The 19422-nt window shown below is 72.9% G+C and carries 13 protein-coding genes; 6 read left to right on the top strand and 7 right to left on the bottom strand.

Annotated elements, in window-relative coordinates; translation table 11 throughout:
- The first annotated feature begins 89 nt into the window (after positions 1-89).
- Together QRN49_RS16150 and QRN49_RS16145 are read left to right on the top strand one after the other, a co-directional pair.
- Positions 90-1289, top strand: coding sequence for a Fic family protein (locus tag QRN49_RS16150; RefSeq protein ID WP_284756659.1), 1200 nt, complete (start codon positions 90-92; stop codon positions 1287-1289).
- A gap of 29 nt (positions 1290-1318) precedes the next feature.
- Positions 1319-3490, top strand: coding sequence for a S9 family peptidase (locus tag QRN49_RS16145; RefSeq protein WP_259588129.1), 2172 nt, complete (start codon positions 1319-1321; stop codon positions 3488-3490).
- Between the two features lie 93 nt (positions 3491-3583).
- Here the strand turns inward: QRN49_RS16145 and QRN49_RS16140 are convergent, their stop codons facing one another.
- Positions 3584-5113 carry a CYTH domain-containing protein gene (locus QRN49_RS16140; RefSeq protein ID WP_284756658.1) on the bottom strand — a complete coding sequence of 510 codons (1530 nt, stop codon included), beginning with the start codon at positions 5111-5113 and terminating at the stop codon, positions 3584-3586.
- 58 nt (positions 5114-5171) lie between these two features.
- Between QRN49_RS16140 and QRN49_RS16135 the strand changes: the two genes are divergently transcribed.
- A complete protein-coding gene (locus QRN49_RS16135) occupies positions 5172-5444 on the top strand; it encodes a mycoredoxin (protein WP_071405571.1) in 273 nt (90 codons plus the stop codon).
- 116 nt (positions 5445-5560) lie between these two features.
- On the opposite strand, the gene QRN49_RS16130 is transcribed toward QRN49_RS16135, so the two are convergent.
- Together QRN49_RS16130 and QRN49_RS16125 are read right to left on the bottom strand one after the other, a co-directional pair.
- Positions 5561-7687 (bottom strand): DEAD/DEAH box helicase, encoded by a 2127-nt coding sequence (locus tag QRN49_RS16130; RefSeq protein ID WP_284756657.1) that lies wholly within the window; start codon positions 7685-7687, stop codon positions 5561-5563.
- Between the two features lie 567 nt (positions 7688-8254).
- A complete protein-coding gene (locus QRN49_RS16125) occupies positions 8255-9499 on the bottom strand; it encodes a phosphotransferase (RefSeq protein WP_284756656.1) in 1245 nt (414 codons plus the stop codon).
- A gap of 80 nt (positions 9500-9579) precedes the next feature.
- Here QRN49_RS16125 and QRN49_RS16120 point away from each other — a divergent pair, with 80 nt between their 5' ends.
- A complete protein-coding gene (locus tag QRN49_RS16120; protein WP_111103000.1) occupies positions 9580-10674 on the top strand; it encodes an FUSC family protein in 1095 nt (364 codons plus the stop codon).
- Between the two features lie 77 nt (positions 10675-10751).
- Here QRN49_RS16120 and QRN49_RS16115 read toward each other — a convergent pair whose 3' ends face one another.
- Positions 10752-11090, bottom strand: coding sequence for a hypothetical protein (locus QRN49_RS16115; protein WP_027464726.1), 339 nt, complete (start codon positions 11088-11090; stop codon positions 10752-10754).
- A gap of 171 nt (positions 11091-11261) precedes the next feature.
- On the opposite strand from QRN49_RS16115, the gene QRN49_RS16110 reads away from it, so the two are divergent.
- Positions 11262-11939, top strand: a complete 678-nt coding sequence (locus QRN49_RS16110) for a response regulator transcription factor (protein WP_017885962.1) — start codon at positions 11262-11264, stop codon at positions 11937-11939.
- Positions 11936-13447 (top strand): sensor histidine kinase, encoded by a 1512-nt coding sequence (locus tag QRN49_RS16105; protein WP_084741168.1) that lies wholly within the window; start codon positions 11936-11938, stop codon positions 13445-13447. The genes QRN49_RS16110 and QRN49_RS16105 overlap by 4 nt, the downstream gene beginning before the upstream one ends.
- A gap of 27 nt (positions 13448-13474) precedes the next feature.
- Here the strand turns inward: QRN49_RS16105 and QRN49_RS16100 are convergent, their stop codons facing one another.
- The 3 genes from QRN49_RS16100 to imuA' are packed head-to-tail and all read right to left on the bottom strand — an operon-like array spanning position 13475 to position 19414.
- Positions 13475-16885, bottom strand: a complete 3411-nt coding sequence (locus QRN49_RS16100) for an error-prone DNA polymerase (protein ID WP_284756655.1) — start codon at positions 16883-16885, stop codon at positions 13475-13477.
- Positions 16886-16919: 34 nt separating this feature from the next.
- Positions 16920-18548, bottom strand: coding sequence for a DNA polymerase Y family protein (locus QRN49_RS16095; RefSeq protein ID WP_284756654.1), 1629 nt, complete (start codon positions 18546-18548; stop codon positions 16920-16922).
- A complete protein-coding gene (gene imuA' / locus QRN49_RS16090) occupies positions 18545-19414 on the bottom strand; it encodes a DnaE2-dependent mutagenesis accessory factor ImuA' (RefSeq protein WP_260689726.1) in 870 nt (289 codons plus the stop codon). Before imuA' ends, QRN49_RS16095 begins: the two co-directional genes overlap by 4 nt.
- Positions 19415-19422: the final 8 nt, after the last annotated feature.

Genomic DNA, 19422 nt, shown 5'->3' with positions numbered 1-19422 from the left:
GCGGCGGCGAGCGGGCGGCGGCGGCGGCGGCGAGCGGGCGAAATACCGATTCCTGGCGTCGAGCGTCCGGGTGGCTCTACCGTCGCGGGATGGCACACCGGAGCGACACCTGGCCCACGCACGAACGCAGCGAGCGACCGTGGCGCAGCGCCGTCCGCGGGTGCCGTGACGACCGGCTGGTGACCACCGTGCGGGTGTCGCTGCCCCCGTCCATCGCGAGGGCTCGGTGGACGCCCGACGACGACACCGTCGCGCTGCTCGACCGGAGTGCCACGGCCCTGCGCGCCCTCGACGTCCACCACGGCTCCCGGCTCGCGCCGCTCGGGTCCGTGCTCGGCCGGACCGAAGCCGTGGCGTCGTCGCGGATCGAGGACGAGTCCGCGACGATCGACGACCAGGCGCGGGCCCTCGTCGGCATCCGCGCGACCGCGGGGGCCACGGCGGTCGTCCGGGCCGGCGGCGCCGTCGAGCACCTGGTGTCCGGAGCGGGCTCGGGCACCGTCACCGAGGCCTCCCTGCTCGAGGCCCACCGCCTGCTGATGCGCGACGACCCGGTGGACGGACGGTACGCCGGCCGGTACCGCGACGTGCAGAACTGGATCGGCGGCGGTGCCACGCCCCGCGACGCCGTGTCCGTGCCACCACCGCCCGAGCTCGTGGCACCGCTGATGGCCGACCTGTTCGCGTTCGTGCACCGTGTGGACCTGCACCCGATCGCCCAGGCCGCGATCGCCCACGCCCAGTTCGAGTCGATCCACCCGTTCACCGACGGCAACGGTCGGATCGGGCGCGCGCTGATCGGTGCCGTGCTCCGGCGTCGCGGGGTGACGACCACGGTCACGGCACCGGTGGCCACCGCGCTCGCGGCGGATCGGCGGCGGTACTTCCGGCACCTCGAGCAGTACCGCGACGGTAAGGTCACCGGGTTCGTGGTCGACCTGGCCCTGGCGATCGGTACGGTGTGCGACGAGGCGACGCTGAGCGCCCTGCTGCTCGCCGAGCACGACGCCGATCGGTCCGTCGGCCCCTGCGCCTCGGGCCCGCACGCGGTCGTCGGCCGTGCGCTCGCCGACGACCCCGTCCTGACCGAAGCGCACCTGGACACCCTGCTCACCGCCGACGAGGTCGAGCGCGTCACCCACGACCTGGTGTCGGCGGGAGTGCTCCGTACGGTCACCGGTCGTCGCCGTGACCGCGCGTGGGTCGCACCCGCCGTGGTCGACGAGCTCGAGGCGTTCGAGCAGCGGGTGCAGGCAGCGGTGGGCAGGCGCGAGCGCACGGCGGCCTGACCGGGGGTGCGGGCGAATAGGGTGGGACGGTGAGCAACGAGCACACCGCATCCACCCCGCCCAGCGCCGCCAAGCGGCCCGTGACACGGACCCACCACGGCATCGACTTCGTCGACGACTACGAGTGGCTGCGGGACAAGGAATCCCCCGACACCCTGGCGTACCTCGAAGCCGAGAACGCCCACACCGACGCCGCCACCGCGCACCTCGCGCCGCTGCGCGACCGCATCTTCGCCGAGGTGAAGAGCCGGGTCCAGGAGACCGACCTCTCCGTGCCGGTCCGCATGGGCGACTGGTGGTACTTCACCCGCACCGCCGAGGGCAGCCAGTACGGCGTGCACTGCCGCGTGCCCGTCGCTGGTCCCGACGACTGGACGCCGCCCGCCGTCGTCGAGGGCGAGTCGACGCTCCCCGGCGAGCAGGTGGTCCTCGACGGCAACGCGCTGGCCGACGGCCACGAGTTCTTCTCCCTCGGCACCTACGACATCAGCGACGACGGCACCCGCCTGGTCTACGGCATCGACGTCGAGGGCGACGAGCGGTACACCCTGCACGTGCGCGACCTGGCCTCGGGGACCGACCTCGGCGACGCCATCCCGAACACCGGGGCCGGCGCCACGTTCGACCCGGCCGGCCGCTACGTCTTCTACCCCACGGTCGACGAGTCCTGGCGTCCGGACAAGATCTGGCGGCACACGGTCGGCACCGCGGCGTCCGAGGACGTCCTGGTGTTCGAGGAGCCCGACGACCGCTACTGGGTCGGTGTCGGTGTCACCCGCTCGTCGCAGTACATCGTCATCGAGCTCGGCTCGAAGATCACGTCCGAGGCGCACGTCCTCGACGCTGCGGACCCGACCGGTGAGTTCCAGGTCGTCTGGCCCCGGCGCGAGGGCGTCGAGTACGAGATCGAGCACGCCATCGTCGGTGGCAGCGACCGGTTCCTGGTGCTGCACAACGACGGCGCCGAGAACTTCGAGCTCGTCGACGTCCCCGCCGACGACCCGACGTCCGAGCGTGACCGCCGCGTCGTCGTGGCGCACCACACCGAACGCCGAATCGAGTCGGTCGACGCCTTCGCCGGACACCTCGCCCTGGAGTACCGGTCCGAGGCACTGCCCCGCGTCGCGATCATCCCGATCGAGGGCGACGGCTACGGCGACGCGCACGAGGTCCCCTTCGACGAAGCACTGTTCTCGGCGGGGCTCGGCGGCAACCCGGAGTGGGAGCAGCCGACGCTCCGCATCGGGTACACGTCGTTCGTCACCCCCTCCGAGGTCAGCGACCTCGACCTGGCCACCGGCGAGGTCACCGTCCTGAAGCGCCAGCCCGTGCTCGGCGGCTACGACCCGGCCGACTACGTGCAGGAACGCGACTGGGCGACCGCGTCGGACGGCACCCGCGTCCCGATCTCGCTCGTCTGGCGTCGTGACGCCGTCGAGGAGGGTACCCCGGCACCACTGCACCTCTACGGCTACGGCTCGTACGAGCACTCGATCGACCCCGGCTTCAGCGTCATGCGCCTGTCGATGCTCGACCGCGGTGTCGTCTTCGCCGTCGCGCACGTCCGTGGTGGCGGTGAGCTCGGCCGGCACTGGTACGAGAACGGCAAGACCCTGACGAAGAAGAACACCTTCACCGACTTCGTCGCGGTCGCCGAGCACCTGATCGAGTCCGGCCGCACGAGCGCCGACCGCCTCGTGGCCGAGGGTGGCAGCGCGGGCGGGCTCCTGATGGGTGCGGTCGCCAACCTCGCACCCGAGCGGTTCGCCGGCATCCTGGCCGCCGTGCCGTTCGTCGACGCCCTGACGAGCATCCTCGACCCGGACCTGCCCCTCACCGTCATCGAGTGGGACGAGTGGGGCGACCCGCTGCACGACGCCGAGGTCTACCGCTACATGAGCGAGTACACCCCGTACGAGAACGTCCGCGATGACGTGCAGTACCCGCAGATCCTCGCCGTGACCTCGATCAACGACACCCGAGTGCTGTACGTCGAGCCCGCGAAGTGGACCGCGAAGCTCCGCGAGGTCGGCGCGCCCGTGCTGCTGAAGACCGAGATGTCCGCCGGCCACGGTGGTGTCAGCGGTCGCTACGCGTCGTGGAAGGAGCGGGCGTTCGAACTCGCCTGGCTGCTCGACGTGCTCGGGCTCGCCGACGAGACGCCCGCCGCGGCCACCGCCAACCCGATCGCAGCGGGCTGAGCCGCACCGCGCACTTCGTGAGCAGAAGAGGTCGGGTCCGAACGCGGGACCCGACCTCTTCTGCTCACCAAGCGCACGCAGCGCGCACCCCGCTCACACGCGGTTGAGCGCGTGCACCGCCTCGTCGTAGGACTCCTCGGCCAGGCGCACGCGGTCCCCCGCGAGCACCCCGTACCCGAACGTGCCCTCACCCCCGCGCTCCGCGATCGCCGCGTTCGCCCGGAGGATGTCGAGGGCGTGCAGGGATCGCACCCGTTCGGTCAGCACGTCGGCGGCGGTGCCGATCCGCTTCCACAGTGCGTGCGGGAACGCGTCGTCGCCGAGCACGTCCATCGCCATCCGGGCGCGCATCGTCTCCTGCCACGCGGCCTCGGTGGTGGTCCGGTCGGCAGCCTCGCGCTCGGCAGCGGTGTCCGAGGTGTCGTCGGCGACGGCGGCCCGGACGAGCTCGCGCACGCGCGGCTTCACGTCGGCGCCGACGTCCTGCGCGACCTGCTTCGGTGCGCGGAGCGACCACGCCGTCGGAGCCGGTCGCTCGGCCGCGTCGTCGAGGGCGTCGAGCAGCTCGAGGAACGGCTCGCCGTGCAGGAACGCGACGACGTCCCGCACCGCCTGGTCGCGACGTTCGCGGGTCGAGGCGAGGATGCGCTCACGGGTCATCGCGTCGACCAGGTCGTCCTGCGCCGGCGACGACGCGCGCGGCAGCCGGTCGATCAGGTACTCGGCCAGCGCCGCACGCGCGGTGACGCCCGCCAGGCCGTCCGCCGCCTCGGCGGCGCGGTCGACGGCCTCGCCGTCGGGGAACGCCGGGCGGTAGGCGCCCAGGATCGCGGCGATCTCGAGGGTCGTGTCGGCCGCCTGCCGGAGGTCGGCCGTGTCGCCGGAGCGGAGCCGGGCCTCCTGGCCGAGCAGCGCGACGCGCAGCTTGCGCACCCGCTTCGCCAGGATGCGTGCGGTCGTGCCCTTGGCCGGCTTCTCCTCGGTCTGGAGGCGCGGTGCCGGTGCTCCTGCCAGCCCGCGTGCCAGCTTGGACGCGACCGCGGCGGGGCCGGCGCCGACGGCCGAGAAGCGTCCGTCGAGGGCCGCGAACAGCTCGTGGGCGATCTGCGGGTCGACGCCGTCGACGGTCTCGACCTCCACCTCGCGCCACGTGCGCGGGGTCTCGGGGGCGTCGTCGTCGAGGCGCTGGGCGGTGACCTGGTCGTCGGCGAGCTCGGCGATCTGGTCGCCGTCCTCGTCGAGCAGTCGGGTGACGGTGCGGGTGGTGGTGATCCGGACGACCGGACGCAGCCCGCGGCCGCGGCGCTCGGTGAAGAGCGCGGCGAGGACCTCGTCGGGCACCGTGTCGGCGTCGTCGGTCAGGGGGAACTGCTGCTCGTGGCGGACCGTGTCCGACTCCGAGCGCTTGATGTGCCAGCCGGCGTCGGGGCCACCCGTGCGGCGACGCACGGTCACCCGCGCGGCCACCAGGTCGTACCGCTCGGTGTCCCAGTAGGTCGCGTCCAGTTCGAACGGCTCCTGGTGCTCGGTGCGGAGGATGCTGCCCGCGCCGACGAGGTCGGGGAGGGCACCGCCCTCGGGCAGGTCGTAGGTGCGCTCGATCTCGAGGTGCGTGTGGCTCACACGCTCTTGTCTACCAGGCACTGCGGGGTTTCCCCGCACCCGGGGTTAGCCTGCAGGGATGAGCGACACGATCACCCGCGAGCAGTTCACGCCCGAAGCCGGCGGCGTCACGATGTTCACCACCACGTGGTGCGGCTACTGCGCCCGACTGAAGAACCAGATGTCGAAGGCCGGGGTGCCCTTCACCGAGGTCGACATCGAGCAGACCCCCGGTACCGCCGAGCTCGTCGCCGAGGTCAACGGCGGCAACCAGACCGTGCCGACGCTGGTGTTCCCCGACGGCTCGACGGCGACGAACCCGTCCCTGGCCGAGGTGCAGTCCCGCATCTGAGCGGCGGCCCTCCGGCGCGAAGCCTCGGCGAACAACCAAAGTCCGTCCGAACCACGTGGTCGCGTGGTTCGGACGGACTTCGGTTGTGCGGGACGCGACAGCGCCGGACGCCGGCCCTAGCCGCCGAGCGCCTCGGTCAGCAGCGCAGCCATCGCGTCGAGCTGGATGTCGCCGGAGTCGACGACCTCTTCGTCCGAACCGTCGAGCGCGCGGGCGGCCAGGGACGCCTTCGAGTCGATGAGCTCGGCGATCTTGGTGTCGATCGTCTGCGCGGCGATGATGCGCCACGCGGTGACGGGCTCTTCCTGCCCGATGCGGTGCACACGGTCGATCGCCTGGGTCTGCTCGGCGCTCGTCCACGACAGCTCGGCGAGCACGACGTTCGACGACACCTGCAGGTTCAGACCGACACCGGCCGCGGTCAGCGAGCAGACGATGACGGCGACGTCGGGGTCGTTCACGAACGAGTCGATCTCGGCCGTGCGCTGCGTGGGGGTCTGGTCGCCGCGGATCGTGGCGGTGCGCAGCCCGCGACGGGCGAACACCTCTTCCGCCTGGTCCATCACGTCGAGGTGCTTCGCGAAGAACACGACCTTGCCGACGTTCGAGGCGAGCTGCGCCGCGTAGTCGGCCGCGAGCTGGGCCTTGGCCCGGCCGATGCGGCGGACCATCGAGAACACGTTCTCGCCGGTCGACGAGGCGTCCTGGTCCTCGAGCTCCCAGCGGGCGACCTGGCGGACCAGCTTGTGGTCGATGCCGACGACCGGGTCCTGCCCGGTGCGGGCGTCGAGCGCCTGGTGGTAGCGGCGGACGAGCTTCGCGGTGAGCTCGCGCTCGGCGTCGCGGATGGAGCGACCCTCGTCACCGTCGAGCTCGACGGGGATGTCGGCGATCCGGCGGGCCGGGATGTCCGCGGCGACGTCGACCTTGCGGCGTCGGACGATGCCCTGGTCGATGACGGCACGGCGGGCCTCGACGAAGAACCCGGGGTCCGCCGGCGTCAGGCCGATCTCCTCGAGCTCGTTCATGAGCTTCGCGCGCGGCTTCTTGTCGTCGATCCAGCCGAGGTACTCCCAGATGGTGCGGAAGTCCTCGACCGAGTTGATCAACGGGGTACCGGTCAGCGCCATGAGCAGCGGCGCGGCGGTGCGCTGCCGGATGCGCTCGGCGATCTGCAGCACGAACCGGGCGCGCTGCGAGTCCCTGTTCTTGATGAAGTGCGCCTCGTCGACGACCATCCCCTTGAACCCGAAGTTGCCGAGCCACCCGGCGTGCCGGTCGAGGATCTCGTAGTTCACGATGACGATGTCGGCGAACCCGTCGAGGTCGTTGCCGTCCCCGTGGATCACCGTGGCGCGGTGGTTCGGCACCCAGCGCTCGGCTTCACGCGCCCAGTTCGTCTTGACGACGTTCGGCACGACGACGAGCAGCGGGAACGCGTTCGCGGCGTCGGCGGCGAGCAGCGACTGTGCGGTCTTGCCGAGGCCGGGCTCGTCGGCGAGCAGGAACGTGCGGTGCCCCTGCGATGCAGCGGCGACGAGTTCTGCCTGGTGCTTCATGAGCGTGGTGCCCGAGCGCGAGTGCAGCGTCGTGGGCTCCGGCAGCGGCATCGTCGCCGCTCCCCCGCCCGCGCCGTACTCGAACGACTTGAACAGCGGCCCGAACAGCTCCCAGTTCGCCAGGCGACGCGGGTGCGCGACGGGCTGGTCGGCGAGGGCGAAGTCCGGTGGCATGAAGGGGTTCGCCAGCTGGCGCTGCACGACCGCCTGCGGCACGACCGCCCGCACCGGGGTCTCGACCACCGCGGCCGGCTCGGACGCGATGACGAGGTCCTCCGGCTGCAGTTCCATGCCGCCGGCGATCATCATGTCGCGCTTGACCGCACGCGTCGCCTCGGACACCTGCACCTCTTCGGCGAGGAGCTGGATGACACTGGTGTCGCGCGCCGCCGTCTTCGCCAGGATCGTGGCCACGCCGTCGAGCCGCTTGAGCTGCTCCGCGCGCTGCGTGTCGGTGAGCTCCGTGTCGGCCTTCACCCGTGCGCGCTCTTCGCGCATGAGCAGGGCGACCGCCTGGAACTTCGTCCGGTTCGATGCCTTGAGCGGTCCGCGCTGCGCCGCGGCCTCGACCTCGCGCACAGCGCGGGCGAGGACGGGGATGACGCCGTCGTTGTCCAGCGGCCTGGTGCGGCGTGACGCGGTCCGCGTCCCGCCGGCAGCACGCCGGGTGCCTGATCGAGCCAACGCTCCTCCTGTTCCGCCCACACGTCGGGGCGATCCGCCCGTGGGGCGGGAAGTCCTGCACCGGCGCCTGGCGCGGCTCCGGTTCAGCTGCGGGCCACCGTGGCCCACCGCATCGCCGGTCCCCGCATCGGGACGTCCGGTGGACTCCCGCGAGCCGTTCCACACGAGCACCTGCCGGGAGCAGGTTCGGACGGTCCGCGCCGGGATCCGGCGTCGTCACACGCACGTGATGCCCCCTCGGGGCGGTCACGGCCCGGTCCCCGCGTCGATCAAGTGATCGACGGCTGCGTCCGGAATCGACGCGGCACGCGGGAACGCGGTGCGTGCGCGCTCAGTTTACTCCCGGACCGCCGACAGAGGCGACCGGCGCGTTGCCCGCGCGCGTCGCGACGGCGGACGGGAGGCCCGTGGCGGGCCCGACCCGCGCCTCCAGTCCGTCCTTCGGTCGCGTTCACCCCACCGAAGCGACACGTCTCCGGTTCCCTGCCCCGGTGACCCCGCGAAAGCGACAGGACGCCGCGGATGTTCCGCGCAGAACTGTCGCTTTCGCGACAGCGGCGTCGCGTCTCAGACCTGCGGTGCGGACCGCGGGCGGGTCGCACCACCGGTCGGGAGGCTCGGGGCCGCGTCCGCCAGGGCGGCCTGCGTCGCGGCGAGGAGCTGCTGGGCCGTCTGGATCCCGTTGGCGGAGCCGGTGGTCGCCTGGCCGCCGGCGTGGGCGAGCAGCTGGGCGCCGATGGCGGGTCCGATGCGGTCGGCCTCGCGCGGGTTGCGCGCGACCCAGTCGCGGGCGATCGCGTCGGCGAGGCGCTCGGCGGCGGCGCCGCGCTCGGCGTCCCCTCGGGACCGGTGCCAGAGCCCGGTGACCACGAGGTGGGCGACGACGGCGCCGACATCACGGACCGGGAAGCCCCAGCCCGCGGTGTCGATGTCGAGCAGGCCGGAGATGCGCCACGGCTCGTCCTCGTCGACGAAGACCTGCTCCAGGTGCAGGTCGCCGTGCACGACCTGCTTGGTCGAGCTCGACCAGCCGATGGAGCGGCGGCCGATGGCGTCGTACAGGCGGTCGATCTCCTCGGCGTCGCGCGGCAGGGCCGCGATGAGCGTGCGACGGTGCCAGTCGGCGTGGTCCATCGCGTCGGCACGGGCCTGCTGGGTCATCGGAACGGTGGCGACCCGGCCACTCAACGCGGCGAGCGACGCCACGAAACGGGGGTCGTCGGCGATGTCGAGGATGCGGCTGCCGGCGGGCACGCCGCGGATGCGCTCGAGCACGAGCAGGCCGTCGCCACGGCTGGACAGCACACGCGGCACCGGCAGACCGGCCGCGACGAACTGCTCGTGCGACTGCACGATCGGCGCGACCCGGTGCGGACGGACGATCTTCAGGAACAGGGTGCGCTCGGGGGCGTCGACGCGCACGACCGCGCGCTTGCCGGGCCGGTACGCCGCCACGGTGAGCACCGGGTCGGTGACGGGCATGCCGAGCGTGGTCAGCAGCTCGGCGACGGCATCGCGGTAGGTGACCTGCGGCAGCACCGGCAAGCCGGGGTCGTTGGGGTACGCCCACACCGACACCGGGTCGCCCGTCGCCGGGTCGGTGACGATCGCGCTGTTCTGGTCGTGGGTGCCGCCGGTGTCGACGTAGGTCAGGACCGTGGCGCGCTGGCCGTTGCGGTCCACCGTGTCGACCTCGTAGCCGTACAGGTAGCCGTTGCCCGAGGGCTCGACGGAGTGCGCCCGCGCGGCCACCACGGAGGTCCCGGAGCCGGCGAAGGCCTGCGGGATGACGCGCTCATGGTTGGGCCACACGACATCAGTCAACCGTGTCGCACGGGTTTCGTCGCGTTCGTGCACGGCTCGGCGCGCGGCCGGTGGCTACCGTGGTCGGTGTGAACCCGGTCGCGCGTCTCCGCAGCTCCAGTCGCACGCCGTTCCTGCAGGTCGTGAAGACCGCCGTCGCGGTGGTCGCGGCCGTGCTCCTCTGCCGCCTGGTCATCCAGGGGCCGTTCCCCACCTTCGCGGCGATCGCTGCACTGCTCGTGGTGCAGCCGAGCATCAACCAGTCGTTCGTGAAGGGGCTCGAGCGGAGCGCGGGCGTCGTGATCGGCGTCGTGCTGGCCACCGGGTTCCACCTGCTGCTCGGCGACGGTGTGTTCGTCGTGCTGCTCGTCATCGTGCTCGCGATCCTCATCGCGTGGGCACTCCGGCTCACCCCGACCTCGGCCACCCAGGTGGGGATCAGCGGGATGCTCGTGCTCACCGCCGGGGTCGTGACGCCGAACTACTCCGCCGACCGGATCCTCGAGACCGTGATCGGTGCGATCGTCGCCCTGGTCGTGAACGCGCTCATCGTGCCGCCCGTGCTGCTCGAACCGGCGCACCTCGCCGTCGCCCGACTCGCCCGCGACACCGCGGTGGCGTTCGAGCGGATCGCGATCGGCCTGACCGAGGGATGGGACCGCGAGCGCTGGGACGAGGCGCTCGTCGCGGCCCGCGCACTGCGGCAGCAGCACGCCAAGGCCGAGGCGTCCCTGGGGTCGGCGCGCGAGTCCCTGACGATGAACCCGCGCAGTGGCCGGCACCGGACGATCCTCGACCGCGACGTGGTGACCACCGACCACCTGCGCGTCCTGGTGACCCGGGTCACCGGGATGACCCGGGCGATCCGTGACAACACCGCACCGGACCTGCGCGACGACCCGGTGGTGCACGGCATCGCAACCGAGGTGGCACGGATCGGCGCGGACGTCCGGGCCCTCAGTGCGCGGGTCGAGTCGACGCGGCTCGACCCGGTGGACGGGGTCGGCGGAGCGGACGCCGCCGCCTCCGGGCCGGACGTCGGGCCGTGGGCGGAGGCTTCGGAGCCGGCGCTCACCGCGCCGCTCGAGGTGGTGCGGCCGAACTCCCGGCACTGGGTGCTCATCGGGGCGCTGCTCGAGGACATCCGACGGGTGCGTGGCGAGCTGCTCGGCGAGGACGACTAGCGCCGGCACACCGGCACGTTGCGCTGGCCCGCTGTTGTGCGTCAGCGCGCTGCTGGGCGTCAGCGCGCTGCTGGGCGTCAGCGCGCTGCGCAGGCCGCTTCCGACGCCGTCCGCACGACGTCCGACCAGATCACCGCGGTCGGCACGACGTCGGTCGCGGTCGCCCCCGGGATGCCGGCGTCGGCGTACCGGCTGATCTCCGCGACGACGGCCTCGGTGCCGACCTCGCGTGCAGCACGGCTCGCCACGTCCGGCACGGCCGTCCGCAGTTCCGCGACCACGCGGTCGCGCGGAGCGTCCTCCAGCTGCGCGAGCGCGCCGATGCCCTTCCACGCGGCGTCCAGTTCGGCGCGCAGGCGCACGATGGCCGGGTGGTCGATCGAGTCGTTCATGATCCCCCAGTGCGGGCGGCGCATCGGGTCGCGCTGTCCGCTGCCGGAGCCTAGCAACGAAGCAAGCGGCGCTCACGTCCCTAGAACGTGGGACAGACCGTTCTGCTTTGTCCTGTGACGAGATTCAGCGAGTCGGACCCGCAGAACGACCGTCCGCGCCGGTTCGATGCCACGATGGGTCCGAGGAGGTCCACTATGCGGCTGTTGGTGGTCGAGGACGACGACGAGATGCGTGCCCTGATGGAACGCGGACTCGCGGCCGAGGGGTACCGGGTCACGGCCGTCGAGAACGGTGTCGAGGCGCTCATCGCCCTCGGCGAGCAGGCGTTCGACCTGGCGGTCGTGGACGTGATGATGCCCGGCATGTCCGGCTTCGAGCTCGCCCGGCGGATCCGTGAGCGCGAGGACCCCGTGCGGATCCTGCTCGTGACCGCGCGCGACGCCGTCGACGACCGCGTGTTCGGGCTCGACGCCGGCGCGGACGACTACCTCACCAAGCCCTTCGCCTTCGCCGAGCTCACCGCCCGGCTGCGTGCGCTCGGCCGTCGTGAGTCCGCCGGGGCACCCCGCACGATCGAGGTCGGGGACGTCTCCATCGACTCCGAGGCCCGCCGCATCTCGATCAAGGGCCAGCGCGTCGCCGTGAGCCCCACCGAGTTCGCCCTGCTCCGACTGCTCGCCCGGTCCGCCGGCAGTGTCGTCGACCGCCCGAAGATCCTCGAAGAGGTCTGGGACGGTTCGCAGCACGTCGACCCGAACGTGGTCGAGCAGTACATCTCGTACCTCCGCAAGAAGCTCACCGCGCACGAGGCCACCGTCGCCATCGCCACGGTCCGCGGTCGCGGGTACCGCCTGGATCTGCTCGGGGCGTGAGCGGGGCCGATGACGCCCCACGATCGGACCGCCGACGCGGCGGTCCGATCCGGCCGCTGCGTCTGCTGTCGCTGCGTGCCCGGATCACGATCGGGTCGACGGCGATCGCCGCGATCGTCATCCTGCTGCTCGTCCTGGTGATGCGCTTCCAGGTGGTGAGCGTCGTCGCGAGTGCGACCCGCACCCTGCTCGACGCCGATGCCGACCCGTACGTCGCCACGCTCGAGGTCGACAGCGACCCCGACCTCTCGCCGCCGGGCAACGCGCAGCTCGTCGCCGTCGTGTCCCCGTCCGGCGAGATCGTGCTGTCGACGATGCCCGATCGTGTCGAGCAAGCGCTCGGCAGTCTGCGGTCCACCCCCGCCGGCACCTCGATCATCACGGCATCCGGCTCGGAGTACCGCGTCGTGGTGGAGCACCCCGTCAACGAGGCCGGTCGCTGGACCGTCGTCGCCGCCCGCAACTCGCAGGCCGAGGCCATCGTCGTCGACGACCTCACGACGACGCTGTCGCTGACCGGCCTGGCCATCCTGCTCGCCTTCGGCGTGGCGTCCTGGGTGCTCGCGACCACCGCGCTGCGACCGGTGAACCGGATGCGCCGCGAGGCCGAACGGCTCTCCGTCGCCCCGGAGCGTGCCGAACTGCCGGTGGGCCCCGCCCAGGACGAGCTGGCATCCCTGGCGACCACGCTCAACGCCTTCCTCGCCCGGACCCGGCAGGCGACCGAGCGCGAACGCCAGATGGTGTCGGACGCCAGCCACGAGCTCCGGACGCCCCTGGCGATCCTGACGACCCAGCTCGACCTCGCCTCGCTCGACGGCAACGACGCCGCCGCCCTCGCCGCCCACATCGAACGCGCCAAGCACAGCGTCGCGCGGTTGTCACGGCTGGCGAACGACCTGCTCGCCCTGTCGCGGATCGAGGAGTCGGAGCGCCGTGAACAGGACGGCGACCGGCGCCCCGAGACCGCCTGGTCGGACCTCGGCGACGAGGTGATGGCCGCGGTCGACCGCGTCCGGCTCATCGCTTCGGCGAAGGACGTCACCGTCGACTTCGACCTCGAGCCGCCCGTCGCCGTCGGCGGTTCCGGCCCGGGCATCGGCGGCGGCACCGTCGAACCGCGGTACCGGATCGACACCGGCGGGATGGCCCAGCTCGTCACGAACATCGCGGGCAACGCCGTGGCCGCGCTCCCCCGCGGCGGCGGCATCTTCGTGTCCTGGCGGAGCACCGGCGGCGAGGGCGTGCTGCAGATCACCGACGACGGCCCCGGCGTGCCCGAGTCCTTCATCCCGGTGGCGTTCGACCGCTTCACCCGTCCGGACGAGGCGCGGACGTCCCGCCCGAACCCGGACCCGTCGACCGGTGCCGGCGCCCTGCCCGGCGGCTCCGGGCTGGGACTCGCGATCGTGCGTGCGGTGGCGGAACGGGCGGGAGGCACGGCGTCGCTCCGCAACGTGCCCGCCGGTGGGCTCGAGGTCACGATCAGCCTGCCCGAGGTGCGCTGAGCACGACCGCTCGCCTGAGCAGACCACTCACTGGAAGTCCCGCGAGCGGGTGCGGACGGACAGCGACAGGTGCTCGATGCGGTCCGCCACCAGGTTGACCACCCCGTCGGGCGAGCGCTCGAGGATGCCCCGGACGATCACCGCCGGGGACTCCCGCGCCACCCGCCGGAAGCGCCCCCAGACCCCGACGCTGCAGATGACGTTGACCAGCCCGGTCTCGTCCTCGACGTTCAGGAACGTGATGCCGGAGGCCGTCGCCGGACGCTGCCGGTGCGTCACGATTCCGCCGACCTCGACCCGTCGTCCGGTCTCGGCGGTCGCGGTGTCCTGCACGCTGAGCACCCGGCGGGCGGCGAGCCGGTCGCGCACGTGCCGGACGGGGTGGTCGTCGGTCGTCATGCCCGTCGACCACATGTCGGCGATGAGCACGTCCCCGCTCGTCATCTGCCCGAACAGCGGCGGCTGCACGAACACCTGCGTGTCCGGCAGCTGGTCGGGGCGCTCGGCGGCCGCCTGGGCAGCTGACCACATCGCACCGCGGCGGTCGATGTCGAACGGGGCGAAGGCGTCGGCGGCGGCGAGGGCCTCGAGCTGCGGCGTGGTGAGCCCGACCCGGCGGGCCAGGTCCGACATGTCGCGGAAGGGACCGTTGGCGTCCCGCTCCGCGACGATCTTCTCGGCGCTCTTCCGGCTGAGCGACGCGACCTCGGCGAGCCCGAGCCGCACGGCGAAGGCACCGTCGCGTCGGTGGCTCGCGGTGTCGTCGGGGAGCGCCTTGTCGAAGGGCAGCACCGGTGGCTGCTCGGCGGCCAGGCACGCGTCAACACCGGCAGGGGCGTCCCCGTCCGGCAGCGGTTCGAGCGTGGCGTCGACCCCGGACCGCAGGATGTCCGGTCGCAGCACGCGGACGCCGTGCCGCCGGGCGTCGGCGACCAGGGTCTGCGGTGAGTAGAATCCCATCGGCTGCGCCCGGAGCAGTGCCGCCAGGAACGCCCCCGGGTAGTGCAGCCGCATCCACGCGCTCGCGTAGACGATGAGGGCGAAGCTGATCGAGTGGCTCTCCGCGAAGCCGAAGTTCGCGAACGCCTGGATCTTCGCGTAGATCGCGTCGGCGTCGGCCCCGTGGATGCCGTTGTCCGCCATCCCCGCGTAGAGCTTGTCGCGCAGCCGGTCGATCTTCTCGTGCCCGCGCTTCGACCCCATCGCCCGTCGCAGCAGGTCGGCGTCGTCACCGGAGCAGTTGCCGACCGCGATCGCCATCTGCATGAGCTGTTCCTGGAACAGCGGGACCCCGAGGGTGCGTTCGAGCACGGGTTCGAGCGCCGGGTGCATGTACGTGATCGGTTCCTCGCCCGTGCGCCGGCGGATGTACGGGTGCACCGCGCCGCCCTGGATCGGCCCGGGGCGGACGAGTGCGACCTCGATCACCAGGTCGTAGAACCGCCGCGGGAGCAGTCGGGGCAGGGTGCCCATCTGCGCACGGGACTCCACCTGGAACACCCCGATCGTGTCCGCGCGGCAGAGCTGGTCGTAGACCCCCTGTTCCTCCTTCGGGATGGAGTGCATCTCCCAGCGCTCCCCGCAGTGCTCTGCAGCCAGGTCGAACGAGTACTGCAGCGCCGCGAGCATGCCGAGCCCGAGCATGTCGAACTTCACGAGCCCCATGTAGGCGCAGTCGTCCTTGTCCCACTGCAGCACGGTGCGGCCGTCCATCCGGGCGTGCTCGATCGGCACGACCTCGCCCACCGGACGGTCGGTCAGCACCATGCCGCCGGAGTGGATGCCGAGGTGCCGCGGGAACCCGAGGACGTCGCTCGCGAGCCCGACGACCGCGGGCGGGATGTCGTGGTCCTGGCTCTCGGTCACCGAGCCCCACCGCTCGACCTGCTTCGACCAGGCGTCCTGCTGCCCGGGGCTGTGACCGAGCGCCTTAGCCATGTCGCGCACCGCGCCCTTGGGCCGGTAGGTGATGACGTTCGCGACCTGGGCGGCGTTGTGCCGACCGTACTTGGCGTACACGTACTGGATCACCTCTTCGCGGCGGTCCGAGTCGAAGTCGACGTCGATGTCGGGTTCCTCGTCGCGCATCGCCGACAGGAACCGCTCGAACGGCAGCCCGTACCGGATCGAGTCCACCGCGGTGATCTCGAGCAGGTAGCAGACCGCTGAGTTCGCCGCCGAGCCCCGCCCCTGGCAGAGGATGCCCCGACCGCGGGCGTACTGCACCATGTCGCGCACGATCAGGAAGTACCCCGGGAAGTTCTTCTCCTCGATCACGGACAGCTCACGCTCGATGCGCTCCCGCTTGCGGGGGTCGACGCCGTCGGCGCTGCCGGGGTAGAACCGCCGGGCACCCGTCCACGTGAGCTCGCGGAGCCAAGACATCGCGGTGTGCCCGTCCGGGACGTCGAGGTCGGGCAGCCCGGGCTGCACGGTCTTCAGCCGGAACCCGAGCTCGTCGGCGAGCTCCACGGTCCGCTCGATCGCGCCGGGGTAGCGCCCGAACCGTCTGGCCATCTCGGCGCCGGAGCGCAGGTGGGCGGTGTCGGCGGCCGGCAACCAGCCGTCGATCTCGTCGAGGCTGCGGCGGGCACGCACCGCCGCGAGCGCGGTCGCCACCGGGAACCGGTCGGGGGTGGCGTAGTGCACGTTGCCGGTGGCGACCAGGGGCAGCGCGTGCTTCGCGGCGAGGGTGGCCAGGGCGTCGTTGCGGGCGCTGTCGAGCGGATCGCCGTGGTCGAGCAGCTCCACGACGACGTTGCGGCTGCCGAACCGGTCGAGCAGCACCCGGAGCGCGGTCTCGGCGGCGGACTCGCCACCCTGCTCGAGGGCCTGCCGCACGGAGCCCTTCCGGCACCCGGTGAGGACCCGCCAGTGCCCGTCCGCCCGCGCGGCGAGGTCGTCGAGGTCGTACTGCGGGCTGCCCTTCTCGGACCCGGCTGCCAGGTGTGCGCTCGTCACCGCGCCGGCGAGCCGGTGGTAGCCGTCCTGGCCGTCGGCGAGCAGGAGCAGGTGCGAGCCCTCGGGGTCGGGCACACCGTTCTGCGGTTCGGTCAGCCCCAGGGACAGCTCGGTGCCGAAGACGGTGCCGACCTGCGGGTACGACTCGGCGACCTCGGCCATCCGGGCGGCCCCGTAGAAGCCGTCGTGGTCGGTGAGCGCGAGGGCGTGCAGTCGGAGCCGAGCGGCTTCTTCGAACAGGTGCTCGGGCTGACTGGCGCCGTCGAGGAAGCTGAAGGCCGAATGCGCGTGCAGTTCGGCGTACGGCACCACGGGCCCGCCGTCGGTGTCGAGCGGTGACGGGACGTATGGCTCGCGCTTCCGCGACCACGCGGGGCTGTCGCCGCCGTCGCCGTCGTGCGCCGTGCCCGGGCTCCGCTTGTCGGACAGCGCGCGCTCGAACTGCGACCACGGGATGGGTGGGTTGCTGTAGCCCATCAGGTCACGCTCCTGTCGGTGGTGGTGGTCGGGGTCACGTCGCGATCGCCTCTGCCCACCAGCGGTGGTCCGCCAGCACCAGGTACCAGGCGCGCCCCTCGGCGTCGACGAGCTGCAGCCGGTGCAGGCGTCGGCCGCCGGACTCCCACCACCGGACGACGAGCGGCCACGGCCCCGCCCAGGCCGTCACGGCGGAGAACCCGCCGCCCCGGTCGCCCTCGGCGCGGAACCGGTCGGGTGCGCCGGACAGCACGCCGCGCTCGTCGACGTCGACGCTCGCACCGCCGACGGCGACGACGTCGACCGGTCGGGGACGCTCGAGCACGGTTGCTGGTGGCGGGCCGGGCAGCTTGCCGGGCCACGGTCGGTCGCGGACGGTCGCCAGGGCACGCTCACCACCGGCGGGCGCGTCACCCCACGGCACGAGCACCACGCGCTCGGACAGGGTGCGGCCACCACCGATGCGCGGACTCACCACACCGTCGTGACCGACCATGCCCTGGATCCGGGCGAGGCCGTGGTGCACGCGCTCGTCCGGGCCGGAGCCCCACAGCCCGCGCTCGTGGTTCGCCGTGTCGTCGACGGCGACCGGCTCGAGCACGACCGAGGTGACCGGCGCCTCGAGCCCGCTCGGGTCCACCCCGCCGGCGAGCTGCCACCGCACCCGGTCGACCACGTCGGCGGCGTCGAACCAGCGCGGGTGCGCCCAGGTCCGTTCGAGCAGGATGTCGCGCTCGTCGACGATCCCCACGCGGATGGTCGTCGCCACGAGCCCCGCGGCCCGGAGTCGCTCGGCGAAGTCGTCGGCGGAACGCCGGAACGCGAACGCGATCTGGTCGGCACGGTCCAGCGGGGGTTCGAACGACGCCTCGACCCGGAGTTCCGGCGGGATCTCCCGCGCCGCGATCTCGCGGGGGTCGCGGCCCCCGGCCAACCGGTGCAGGAACGCCCCGGCCACGCCGAAGCGGTCCCGCACCTGTTCGTCGCCGAGTGCCGCGAAGTCGCCGAGCGTGGTGATGCCGAGCCGGTCGAGCACCGTCGTGAGGTCGGGGTCGCCGAGCACACCGAGCGGCAGGTGCGCGAGGAAGTCCGCCGATCCCCCGACGGGCACGAGCCGCACCCGTTCACCGGGACGCACCGGACGGGCGCGGGCGGCCTGGTCCGCCGCGAACGGGGTGTCGGCCACCCCGGCCCGCACCGCGGGGGCGCCGTGGTCGGCCGCGATGCCGGCGAGGGTCGCCGCCGCCGCGCGCTCACCGCCGTAGTACCGGGCCGGCCCGCGGGCGCGGAGCGCGAGGGTGCCCGGCCGCAGCACCTCGACCCCGGGGACCGCCGCCTCGACCGCACGGATGACGGGCTCGAAGGCGCGGTGGTCGAGGGCGTCGTCGTAGGGCTGCACGAGGAGCTCGGGGCATCGTGCCTGCGCCTCACGCACGCGGAGCCCCCGCACGACACCCTGCTCACGCGCGGACGCGGAGCTCGCGAACACGAGCCCCTTCGCGGTCAGGGCGAGGGGCTGCTCCGGCGGGGTGCCACCGGCCCGAGCCGCCGCGATGACCGGCCAGTCCGGGCACCAGAGCACGATCGTCCGGGTCGGGGGTGGTTCGGGCAGTGCCGCCCCACGCGTGATCGCGTCGGTCCGGACGCGCCCGGAGGCGATCACGACGCCACCGCCACGGGCCGCAGGACGCGGGTGTCCCCGGAGCCCACCGTCGGCACCGCTGTGGCGGCCCGGACCGCACCGTCGGCCGCGGGCAGGAGCAGCTCGGCGGTCGCCGGACGCACCGCGCCGGCACGCCCGGTCGCGGTCACGGTGGCCCGGCGCTCCGTCAGGTGGCCGTGGCCCTGACCGATGCCGCTCCACGTCGAGGACGTGACCCGCAGCGTGACGTCCGCCCCGGGCCAGGAGCCGAGCGCGACGAGTGCGCCACCGCGCTGTCGCAGGCGGGCCGACAGCCGTGCCACGTCGCCCGGCACGACCCGGCCGAGCGGTCGGGTGAGGACGATCTGGGCGACGTCGGCCATCGCCGCCGTCACGGCGAGCCACTGGTCGCCCGGATCGGGGACGAGCACGAGCCGTTCGAGGTCGATCCCCGCGGCGGCGGCGGCTTCGATCCCGAAGGACGGCACCCCGACGACCGCACACCACGCCCCGGCCGCCGAGGCTGCCTGCAGCATGGTGATCGCGAGCAGCACCGACTCGGGGACGGCGTAGGTGCCACCGACCCGGATCGCGCCGCCGGGCAGCAGGGGTTCGAGTGCCGGGGCGGTGGGGAGCCCGGCGGTGTCGACCCGGGTGGACTCCATGTCGGCCACCCGGGACCGCAGGGACGTGATGCGGTCGAGCGCGGCCCGGGCATCGTTCAGGTGGTCCGGCCCACGGCGCGCACCGCCACCGCCCGCACCGCTGCCGCCGCGTGCAGCACCGCTCCGCCCGCCCCGGTCCGGAGTGGGCGACCGGAGTGCCGCCGCCGTCTGCATGCCCTCATATTCGAACATGTGTTCGATGATGTCAATCGCGTCCGACATCCGTGGAC

Origin of the sequence: Curtobacterium sp. ME-Dv--P-122a, from assembly GCF_030209645.1 — a bacterium.
Taxonomy (GTDB): domain Bacteria; phylum Actinomycetota; class Actinomycetes; order Actinomycetales; family Microbacteriaceae; genus Curtobacterium; species Curtobacterium flaccumfaciens.
Note: the sequence above shows the minus strand (reverse complement) of the source record. Positions and strands in the feature narration are given on the sequence as shown.